The 10,428-nt window shown below is 61.7% G+C and carries 8 protein-coding genes and 1 pseudogene; 2 read left to right on the top strand and 7 right to left on the bottom strand.

What is annotated here, in order from left to right; all coding sequences use genetic code 11:
- Positions 1-236, bottom strand: a 236-nt coding sequence (locus tag PHW99_RS16295; protein ID WP_300179991.1) for an EamA family transporter, incomplete at its 3' end; no start/stop codon positions are given.
- 33 nt (positions 237-269) lie between these two features.
- Between PHW99_RS16295 and PHW99_RS16290 the strand changes: the two genes are divergently transcribed.
- On the top strand, positions 270-1,190 hold the full coding sequence (locus PHW99_RS16290) for a LysR family transcriptional regulator (RefSeq protein WP_300179988.1): 921 nt from the start codon (positions 270-272) through the stop codon (positions 1,188-1,190).
- Positions 1,191-1,515: 325 nt separating this feature from the next.
- Here the strand turns inward: PHW99_RS16290 and PHW99_RS16285 are convergent, their stop codons facing one another.
- The 3 genes from PHW99_RS16285 to PHW99_RS16275 form a co-directional block, all read right to left on the bottom strand.
- Positions 1,516-2,484 (bottom strand): PDR/VanB family oxidoreductase, encoded by a 969-nt coding sequence (locus PHW99_RS16285; protein WP_300179985.1) that lies wholly within the window; start codon positions 2,482-2,484, stop codon positions 1,516-1,518.
- 10 nt (positions 2,485-2,494) lie between these two features.
- Complete coding sequence (locus PHW99_RS16280) at positions 2,495-3,535, bottom strand: aromatic ring-hydroxylating dioxygenase subunit alpha (RefSeq protein WP_300179982.1); 1,041 nt, start codon at positions 3,533-3,535, stop codon at positions 2,495-2,497.
- A 135-nt stretch (positions 3,536-3,670) separates the two neighbouring features.
- The gene (locus PHW99_RS16275) at positions 3,671-4,147 is read right to left on the bottom strand and encodes a MarR family transcriptional regulator (protein ID WP_300179979.1); all 477 of its coding nucleotides are present in this window, start codon (positions 4,145-4,147) and stop codon (positions 3,671-3,673) included.
- Between the two features lie 194 nt (positions 4,148-4,341).
- On the opposite strand from PHW99_RS16275, the gene pyrF reads away from it, so the two are divergent.
- Positions 4,342-5,214, top strand: coding sequence for an orotidine-5'-phosphate decarboxylase (gene pyrF / locus PHW99_RS16270; RefSeq protein ID WP_300179976.1), 873 nt, complete (start codon positions 4,342-4,344; stop codon positions 5,212-5,214).
- Positions 5,215-5,270: 56 nt separating this feature from the next.
- Here the strand turns inward: pyrF and PHW99_RS16265 are convergent, their stop codons facing one another.
- From PHW99_RS16265 to PHW99_RS16255, 3 genes and pseudogenes are all read right to left on the bottom strand, one after another.
- Positions 5,271-7,193 (bottom strand): methyl-accepting chemotaxis protein, encoded by a 1,923-nt coding sequence (locus PHW99_RS16265; protein ID WP_300179973.1) that lies wholly within the window; start codon positions 7,191-7,193, stop codon positions 5,271-5,273.
- A 35-nt stretch (positions 7,194-7,228) separates the two neighbouring features.
- The gene (locus tag PHW99_RS16260) at positions 7,229-9,187 is read right to left on the bottom strand and encodes an acyl CoA:acetate/3-ketoacid CoA transferase (protein ID WP_300179970.1); all 1,959 of its coding nucleotides are present in this window, start codon (positions 9,185-9,187) and stop codon (positions 7,229-7,231) included.
- Between the two features lie 59 nt (positions 9,188-9,246).
- Positions 9,247-10,428: pseudogene (locus tag PHW99_RS16255) on the bottom strand (excinuclease ABC subunit UvrA); the annotation flags it as partial.

The raw sequence follows: 10,428 nt of genomic DNA, 5'->3' as shown, positions 1-10,428 counted from the left end.
AGCGCCATGATGAACAGCGCCGGAAGATTACGACGGATTCCCTGCCAGTCTGGCCGCTCTTTGAAAAGAACCACAAGCACCATCAGCCCCGCTGCCAGCAAGAAACGCCAAGCGGCGGCGGCCAAGGGATCGACCGCGTCGAGCACGTACTTTCCCAGATTGAAATTGGAGCCCCAGAACAGGGTGCTGAATATGAGCATGACATAAACCGAGCGTGTGCTTGAAACCGGATCCATGATGAATTTCCTCCACAAGATTCGGCGTATTATTTGTTTTCTGAATTCAGAAAACTACAGCAAAATTCGATAGTTTATTTTTCAAATATGGATGACTGGAACGATCTACGCTATTTCCTGGCCGTCGCGCGCGGCGGCGGCTTGACCCATGCGGCGAGCGTACTAGGCGTCTCCCCTGCTACGGTGTCGCGCCGAATCGACGCTTTCGAGGAAACGTTGGGCCTCAAACTCTTCATCCGCCGTCAAACCGGATATGTCCTGACCACCGACGGTGAGCACATGCACGAGCGCGCCTTACCAGTCGAGCAAGCCATGCTCACGTTCGGGCGCCAGACCCAAGATGCAGCCAATGTCGGCCGCTGGTCAGGCCATATCCGGGTTGCCTGCCCGGAACTGGTGGCGGCGCATTGGATAACACCGCGCCTGAGCGAATTTTTTATGAAATACCCGAGGTTGCGGGTTGAACTGATCGTCGGACTGGAGCAGGTCAACCTGTCCCGGCGCGACGCGGACATTGCCGTGCGCTTTGTCAGGCCAAGCAAAGATGAAGAAGGTGATTACATCGGGCAAGCACTGGCAGACTTACCGTTTGCCGCTTACAGGCCCGCCTTGCATGCCCTAAGCGAAGCAGACTGGCACGCGCTGCCGCATATCTCCTGGAACGAACGATGGTCGCATCTTCCGATGGCCAAGTGGCTGGCCACGGCGTTTCCCAAGCAAGCACCGGTGTTCGCGAGCAATAGTTTGAATCTGCAATACATTGGCGCCTGCGCGGGCCTGGGGGTCGTGGTGCTACCGACCTCCGTCGGCGACGACGACTCACGCTTGGTACGCGTTGAACCGGATCGGCTGGTGACCTCCCGTCCGTTATGGCTGGTCTTTCATCGTGATCTGCGCAGCAGTGAGCGGGTGCTGGCGATGCGCAATTTCTTGATGTCGATTTTTGGGAATTGATCACCGCTAACGTGAGTCAATGCCGGTCATTGGACTATTGCCGTAAATGCTCGCCAGACGTTGCCTGTTGCTTGCCTGTCTGCCTAAATCCTCCCTCTGTTTTCAGTGATGGCTACCGATCCGTCATGTTGCAATTTCACCTGCAACCTTCGTATTTACTGCGTAATATGCATCCAATTCAATAGCGTACGGAGTTTGCCATTCTCACTCCGACCTCGCTCTCCATGCCCCCGCACCGTCCGTGTCCGCTGCGGATGAGGGCGCAGAAACGCCAGACTCACCGTTCCTGGCTTGACCCGTCAGGCCTCAGGAGGGTGCTCAAACGTCAAAGATCCAGCACCAGACACGCCGTTTTGGCGCGTGAGCAGCAGGGAAGGAACTGGTCGTTGGCGGCCTGCTCTTCGGGCGTGAGGTACTGGTCCTTGTGATCTGGAACACCTTCGAGCACACGGGTCAGGCAGGTGCCACAGACACCTTGCTCGCAGGCGGTTTGGATCTCCACGCCAGCGGCTGACAGCGCCTTGGTCACGGTCTGGTCCTTGGGCACCGGGATGATGCGCCCGGAGCTGGCCAGCTTGACTTCAAACGCGGCATCGGCATCGGACTGGGCCACCTCGGCGGCAAAGAATTCGTAGTGCAGTAGCCCCTCAGGCCAGCCCTGGTCGCGCGCGGTTTTGAGCACCGCATCCATGAAGCCTTTAGGGCCGCAGACGTAGAGGTGGCAACCCGCTTGGGGTGCGCTCAGCAGTGCGCCCAGGTTGAGTTTTTGCCCGGGTGCACCATCGTCAAAATGGAACTGCACCTGATCGGCAAAGCCAGAGGCTGCGATGCGTTCGCGGAACGCCGTGCGCTCCATGGAGCGGGTGCAGTAGTGCAACTCAAAATCCGCCCCCATCACGGCCAGGCGCTCGGCCATACACAGGATGGGCGTGATGCCGATGCCGCCGCCAAGCAACAGGTTGCGTTTGGCCTCGTGCGCCAGTGGAAAGTGGTTCTTGGGCGCGCTGATCTGCAACACCTGGCCCTCTTGCACCAGGTCGTGCACCGCCTGCGAGCCGCCGCGTGAGGCCGGGTCACGCAGCACACCAATCAGGTAGCGGTGGTTTTCCTTGGGGTCGTTGCACAGCGAGTATTGGCGGGTCAGCCCACCGGGCAGGTGCACGTCGACATGCGAGCCCGCGGAGAAGCCTGGCAGCGCTGCGCCGTCTTGCGCTACCAGTTCCAGCGTACAAATGTCGGCGGTTTCCATGGCTTTGCGTGCCACGCGAACGGCGAGGGTGGGTGCCTTGCTCATGGCCTTGTCCTCACACTGCGGACTGGGATTTTTCGGCCGCCACCAGCCGGTCAATGATCTTGCGCGACTGCACGCCACCGGCATCAATGTTGAGCATCAACAAGGCACGCTCGGGGTGGGCCAGCAGGTTCTTTTGCTGGCGCTCCAGCATCTCCAGGTCTTCACCAAAAATCTTGCCCTGGCCTTCGCGGATGGTGGCGGTGAGTGCCTTGTCGGTCGGGTTGAATTTGCGCGCCATGCCCCAGAAGTAGTGGATCGAGGTCTCGGTCTCCGGGGTGATGAAGTCCACCACCAGGCTGTAGGCTTTCTTGTCATTGGGCGCGTCATAACCGCCGTGGCCCTGGTGCGCCACCCCCACTTCGATCATGACGTGGCTGGGAGGGGTGAAGCGGCAGATTTGCCAGCGATCCACCGGCACGTCGTCGGCCAGGTTATTGGCCCGCAACGCGGCTTTCCAGAATGGCGGGGGCAGGATGCCGCTCATGAATCGGCTGGTGATGACCATGTCGCCCTCGACCGTGGTCTTGCAGGGGGTTTCGTCAATCTCCTTCTGGCCGATGCTGGTGGCGTGCACATAGGTCTCGTGCGTCAGGTCCATCAGGTTGTCGATCATCAGGCGGTAGTCGCAGTTGATGTGGTACAGGCCGCCGCCATAGGCCCACTCGGGGTTGTCGTACCACGCCATGTGGGGGATCTTGGCTTCATCCGCCTGGGCGGCATCACCCGGCCAGACCCAAATGAAGCCGTAGCGCTCCACCACCGGGTAGGCTTTGATCGCAGGAAAGCCGCGCACTCGCTGGCCCGGCATGGCAATGGTTTTGCCTTGGCAGCCCATTTCCAGACCGTGGTAGCCGCACACCAGTTTGCCTTCGGACACGTAGCCCAGCGACAAGGGTGCGCCGCGGTGCGGACAGAAGTCTTCGACAGCAGCCACCTTGTTCTCTTCACCGCGATAGAAGGCGATACGCTCGCCGCAGATGGTGCGGCCCAGCGGCTTTTCGTCAATTTCGTTGGGGGTGGCGGCAACGTACCAGGTGTTTTTGGGGAACATGATGAAGACCTCGTTGGTTCAAAAAGTCCTGCAACCAGGCAGGCACGGGCGGTTGGCAGCAAATTCATTCAGTATGCTGAATGTCATTCATTGTACTGAATGACAAAACACAACACCAGCCTAATTTGCTCGGGATTAACCCTTGGTTGTGGCATCCATCGGTTTGTTTTGCGGGTCATTCAAATGCACAAACTTGCGCAAGAGGCGCATGAACTCGCGCTGCTCGGTGCCGTCCAGGCTGTCCATCATGCCCAGGTACATCTGCTCAATGCCTGAGCGCATGCCCTGCAAGACCGCTTCACCCGCCGGGGTGAGCGACAGGCTGCGCTGACGGCGCGGCAGCACCTCGCGCAGGATCCAGCCCTTGGCCTCCAGCCGGGTGGCGATGTCAGCCGTGCTGGAGGTGTCCAGCGCAATCAGCTGCGCCAGCGTGACCTGGTCCACCCCCGGCGACTCAAACAGTGTGCGCAGGATGGCGTACTGGATCGGCGTGACCTGGCGGCCATGCACCTCGTGGAACTTGGATACGGCAATTTGCTGGGCGCGGCGAATCAGGTGGCCGGGTTCGTCGTAGAGCGTGAAGGCAGGCGCTTGGGGGGTGGCTTGAGTCATGGCGGGATTTTGCCGCATCGTTTTCCTGCACAGGCCACCGGATCGGACCGCGCAGCCGTCTTGCCTACTCTTGAAGACTATGCTTTTAATAGCAATCTATGTAATCAAATTCCGGGCTACAGGCCAATTTTGTCTTAAAAAGTGCGAGCAATTCACAACACTTCATGCCGGCGCGCACTTCTTACAATCGGCGCATGAACTTTTTAGACATGTTGCGCCAGGCCGAGCGCCAGAATTCTTCCATGCTGTGTGTCGGACTGGACCCCGATCCCGCCAAATTTCCCACGGTCTGGCGCGGCGACACCAGCAAAATTTACGATTTTTGCGCCGCCATCGTTGATGCCACAGCCGACTTGGCCATGGCCTTCAAACCGCAGATTGCCTACTTTGCCGCGCATCGCGCCGAGGACCAGTTGGAACGGCTGGTGGCGCACCTGCGCCGGGCCGCGCCGCAGGTGCCGGTGATTCTGGATGCCAAACGTGGCGACATCGGCAGCACGGCAGAACAATACGCCATCGAAGCGTTCGAGCGCTACGGGGCTGATGCCGTCACCCTGTCCCCCTTCATGGGATTCGACTCGGTGCAGCCCTACCTGAAGTACCACAACAAAGGAGCATTTTTGCTGTGTCGCACCTCCAATCCCGGTGGCGATGACTTTCAGGCACAACACCTGGCCAGCGTGGCCGGCACACCCCGGCTGTACGAACACATCGCCCAGCTGGCGCAGGGGCCGTGGAACCTGAACGGTCAACTGGGACTGGTGGTGGGCGCCACTTACCCGGCCGAGATCGATCGGGTGCGTGCCCTGGCGCCAACCCTGCCTTTGCTGATCCCTGGCGTGGGGGCGCAAGGTGGTGATGCGCTGGCCACCGTGAAGGCCGGTTGGCGCGGCTCAGCGGATGCAGCCGGATGGGTAACCACCAGCGGGCCCATCATCGTCAATTCTTCAAGAGCGATTCTTTACGCATCTGCAGGCCAGGACTTCGCGGCAGCAGCCCGACGTGAAGCCCTGAAAACCAGGGACACCCTGCAGGCCGCCCGAACCATGACATCACCCCCACAATAGCTATTAAAAAGATAGCTTAATGTGCTTATTTTGTGCGGGCTAGAGCCTGTTTTCTCCTATAACTTGAAGACCGACACAGTTTGTACCAGACTGTCTGCCTGACTGCGCAGACTGTTGGCGGCGGCGGCAATTTCCTCGACCAGCGCCGCGTTTTGCTGCGTGGTGCGGTCCATTTGTGCCACGGCTTCGACCACCTGGGACACACCTTGGGCCTGTTCCGTGCTGGAGTCGCTGATTTCGCCCACGATGTCGGTCACCCGGCGGATGGCGGTCACCACCTCGGACATGGTGCCCCCGGCCTGGTCCACCAGCGCGCTGCCCTGTTCCACCCGTTGCACGCTGGCACTGATGAGCTCCTTGATCTCCTTGGCAGCCTCGGCGCTGCGCCCGGCCAGTGAACGCACTTCGCTGGCTACCACGGCAAAACCACGCCCCTGCTCGCCAGCACGGGCGGCTTCCACGGCAGCGTTGAGCGCCAGGATATTGGTTTGAAACGCAATGCCGTCGATCACCCCGATGATGTCGGCAATGCGGCGTGACGAGTCATTGATGTCTTTCATGGTGTGCACCACCTGGCCCACCACTTCGCCGCCCTTGGCGGCGACCGCACTGGCGTTTTGGGCCAGCTGGTTGGCCTGGTGGGCACGCTCGGCGTTTTGCTGGACGGTGGCACCCAGTTCTTCCATTGAGGCCGAAGTCTGCTCCAGAGCGCTGGCCTGAGTTTCGGTGCGGCCACTCAGGTCATTGTCGCCCTGGGCGATTTCGGCACTGGCAGTGGCCACACTGTCCGAGCCTTTGAGGACTTGTTGCACCACCCGCGCCAGGTTGTCGCGCATGGTGGACAGGGCCTGGATCAGTTGCCCCAGCTCGTTGTCGCCGTGTACCTGCACCTTCACACGCAAGTCACCTTCGGCCACGGCATGGGCCACCTGCAGCGCCTCATTGACAGGGTTGGTGATGCTGCGAATGAACACCCAGGACAGCCACACGGCGGCGACCAGCCCGGCCAGCAACAACAGTGCCATACCGATCTCACCGCGGTAGTTTTTCTCCACGCGCTGGTGGAGTTGATCGACCAGCACGTTCATGGCCAAGGTGTTGAATTCAAACAAGCCGTCGATGGTGCTGGTGAAATTGTCAAAGTAGGTGACCGCTGGCAACTTCAGCTCGGCCGCGTTGATGATTTCGCGCTCCGCCAGCGCCAGGGTCTGGTCCACCGCCGTGCGCCTGGTTTGCGCCTGCGCTTCCAGCGCCGCTTTCATCTGTGGGTTGGTTCGGGTGGCGATGCTGACCTGCCGGAACATGCTGGTCTGCAACTCCAGGGCACGTTTTTGCAGCGCCTGCAAGGTGGCCTTGCCCTCAGGGGGGGCGGCCGCCTTGGTCAGGAAGCTGCTGCCCATGGCCCGCATGATGCCCATGTTTTCAGCCAGCCACGGCATGTCGGCCATGGTGGCGCGAATCAGGGCATAGGTATCGGATCCGGATTCCAGACTCAGGCCGAACTCGTCAAGCAGCTCTTCGCCCAGCTGCAGCTGGCCGGTGATCATCTGGGTGTGAAGCTTGGTGCTCTCGGGAGCGCTCAGGGTGCGCCCGGCGACGCCCTGCTCCAGGGTCGTCCAGCGCTGCTTGAGTTCAGACCAGCGGGTTTGCAGGCCCGGGGAAACTTCCGCCATCCTGAATTCGTTGTCCAGCGCCGAGATGGCGGCGTTGAGCTTGTCGCGCAAGGCCGGGCGCCGCGCGGCCAGTTCTGCGCTGCCACTGAGCATGCTGGCCGACATGCCGCGGTGCGTCTGACTGAACTGGATGACTTTGTTCAGCGCCACCAGCGGACCGGCACCCTGCAACTCGCGCTTTGCCACGGCGATGTCCACCAATGAGCGCTGGAAATACGCGCCGGTGGGCACAGCCACCATGATCAGGGCAACCAGGCCCAGAATCAGGAATTTGTGCGCAAGTTTCATGTGATCCAGTAGCGGCATGAGAAAACTCCTTGGTGCTGAACGGCTTCAGAATGTCATGTGGATGCAGACTGACCTATTGACGGCCCGACCTCCAGCCGGGCCTTGAGAAAACCACCGGTGCCATACCGGGTCACCCGGCTGTAAAACCGGCGTTTGAGCCCCTGCACCATCTCTGAATAACGGTCCAGCAAGGCCGGCAGGATGGTGAAACTATCGTAATTGACCACCACCGCCACACGATGGCCCAGCGGCGCCAGCAGCTCGGTCACCAGGGTTTCGATATCGCTGATGTCCTGGGCGTCGTCAATCGTCAGGCCCTCAAAATTGATGAACAGCAAGCGGTGTTCGCGGTCGAGTTCCAGGCGCTGGGCCAACGGGGTGGCGAGCAGGCGCTCACGCAGATTCAGCGGTTCGGGCTGGAACAGCGCGGCCTCCATGGTTTTGAGATGCGGGCTGATGCTCGGCGCAAAGTCCATTTGCGCCAGCACGTCACGCTGCAGATCCACGCCGGGGGCCAGTTCGACCAGTTCCAGCACCGGTTGTTCGACCGTGCCGGTCAGGCGCAGGACACAGCGCTCGGTCACGTACAGCACCTGCTGTCCGCGCGCCAGCGCTTCGCGGGCGCTGAAGGTGCGGTGCTCCACCTGCTGCACAAACTTGCGCTGGCTGCCCTCGCTGTCAATCTGCAGCCGCCCGTCCACCACCGAACTCATCAGGTCGCCCGCGGTGAACGTGCCAACAAACACCACCTTCTTGGCATTCTGGCTGATGTTGATGAACCCACCGGCCCCTGCCAGCCGGGTGCCGAATTTGCTGACGTTCAGGTTGCCTTGGGCGTCGGCCTGGGCCAGCCCGAGCACCGCCACGTCCAGCCCGCCACCGTCGTAAAAGTCAAACTGGTTGGGCTGGTCGATGATGGCCTGGGCGTTCACCGCCGCCCCAAAACTCAGGCCACCGGCCGGAATGCCGCCAATCACGCCGGGTTCGGCGGTCAGGGTCAGCAGGTCAAACACCTTTTCTTCGGCGGCAATCGCCGCCACCCCTTCGGGCATGCCGATGCCCAGATTGACCACGCTGTTGGGCCGAAACTCCATCGCGGCGCGGCGCGCAATGACCTTGCGCGTGCTCAGCGCCATCGGCGCCATGAGGTCCAGCGGCACCCGGATTTCACCCGAGTAGGCCGGGTTGTAACTCTCGGCAAAGGTCTGCATGTGGTGTGCCGCGTCCGTGGCGACCACCACCGCATCCACCAATACGCCAGGCACCTTGACACTGCGCGGGTGCAGGGTGTTGCGCTCGGCCAGGCGCTCCACCTGGGCAATCACGATGCCCCCGCTGTTACGGGCCGCCATGGCAATGGCCAGCGCTTCAAGCGTCAAGGCCTCACGTTCCATGCTCAGATTGCCGTCCGGATCAGCCGTGGTGGCGCGGATGATGCCGACATGGATCGGAAACGCCTTGTAAAACAGGTAGTCCCGCCCGTTGATGCTCATGCGCTGCACCAGGTCTTCGGTGGTGCATTGGTTGATCTTGCCGCCACCATGCAAGGGGTCAACAAAGGTGTCCAGTCCCACGTGGGTCAGTGTGCCGGGTTTGCCAGCGGCAATGTCACGAAACAGGTGGGTGATGACACCCTGGGGCAGGTTGTAGGCCTCGATCTGGTTGTTGATGGCCAGTTGTTGCAGCGTTGGCACCAACCCCCAGTGGCCGCCCACCACCCGCCGGACCAGCCCGGGGTGGCCAAAATGGTTGAGCCCGCGGCCCTGGCCGTCACCCTGACCGGCGGCGTATACCAGCGTCAGATGCTGCGGGGCCCCCAGGCCGGTTTCTTCCTGCGTCTGCAAAAAACGCTGCTCCAGCGCCACGGCGATTTCTTCGGCAAAACCGATGCCGACAAAACCGCCGGTGGCCACCGTGTCTCCGTCATGGATGAGGCGCACCGCGTCAAAGGCACTGACCACCTTGTTGCGTCGGGCGGCGGTGGCATGCTGGTCGTGAAACTGGGTGTGCACTCGGGTCTCCTGGAAAAAACGAGTTGCTGGCCCCCCAGTCTAGCCGTGCGGCTGCGCAGTTACAACAGCCGCGCCAGATACCGTCCGGTGTGGCTGACGGGGTTGGCCGCCAGCGTCTCCGGCGTGCCGACCCCGACCACCGTGCCGCCACCGCTGCCCCCCTCCGGGCCCATGTCGATCAGCCAGTCGGCCGTTTTGATCACGTCCAGGTTGTGCTCGATCACCACAATGGTGTTGCCGGCGTCGCGCAATTGGTGCAACACCCTGAGCAGCAAGGCGATGTCGGCAAAATGCAGGCCAGTGGTGGGTTCGTCCAGGATGTAGAGCGTACGCCCGGTGTCACGCTTGGAGAGTTCCAGCGCCAGCTTGACGCGCTGCGCCTCGCCGCCCGACAGCGTGGTGGCGGCCTGGCCCAGGCGGATGTAGCTCAAGCCAACATCCAGCAGCGTATGCAATTTGCGCGCAATGCTGGGCACGGCTTGAAAAAACTCGTGCGCAGCCTCCACCGTCAAATCGAGGATCTGGGCGATGTTCTTGCCCTTGTAGAGCACTTCCAGCGTTTCGCGGTTGTAGCGTTTGCCGGCACACACGTCACAGGGCACGTAGACGTCGGGCAGGAAGTGCATCTCGACCTTGACCACGCCATCCCCCTCACAGGCCTCGCACCGACCGCCCCCCGCGGCCTGGCTGACGTTGAACGAAAACCGCCCCGGGCCGTAACCACGCTCACGCGCCGTGGGCACCTCGGCCATCAGCTCACGGATCGGTGTGAACAGGCCGGTGTAGGTGGCCGGGTTGGAGCGCGGGGTGCGGCCAATCGGCGATTGATCGACATTGATGACCTTGTCGAAATACTCGATGCCCTCCATGGCGGCATGTGCCGAAGGTTCGTCATGGGCACGGTAGATGGTGCGCGCCACGGCCTTGTACAGCGTGTCATTCACCAGCGTGGACTTGCCCGAACCCGAGACACCGGTGACGCAGGTGAACAGCCCCACCGGGAATGCCACGTCGACGTTTTTCAGGTTGTGACCGCTGGCGCCGATGACCTTGAGCGCTTGCAGCTCCCCTTGGGTGGCGTGGTGCACCGCTTCACGTTCGGCGCGGCGCAGTGCCGCCGGGCTGGGCGCAAAGCGCGCGGTCTTGCTCCGGTCAGGGGCCGGCCTGGGCGGCTCGCTGGCCAGCCAGGCGGTGCGTTGTGACGGGACGGCAATTTTCAGCGTGTGCGCCAGGTACTGGCC

Origin of the sequence: Rhodoferax sp., from assembly GCF_028689305.1 — a bacterium.
GTDB lineage: Bacteria > Pseudomonadota > Gammaproteobacteria > Burkholderiales > Burkholderiaceae_C > Rhodoferax.
This window is presented reverse-complemented; position numbering and strand designations above follow the sequence as displayed.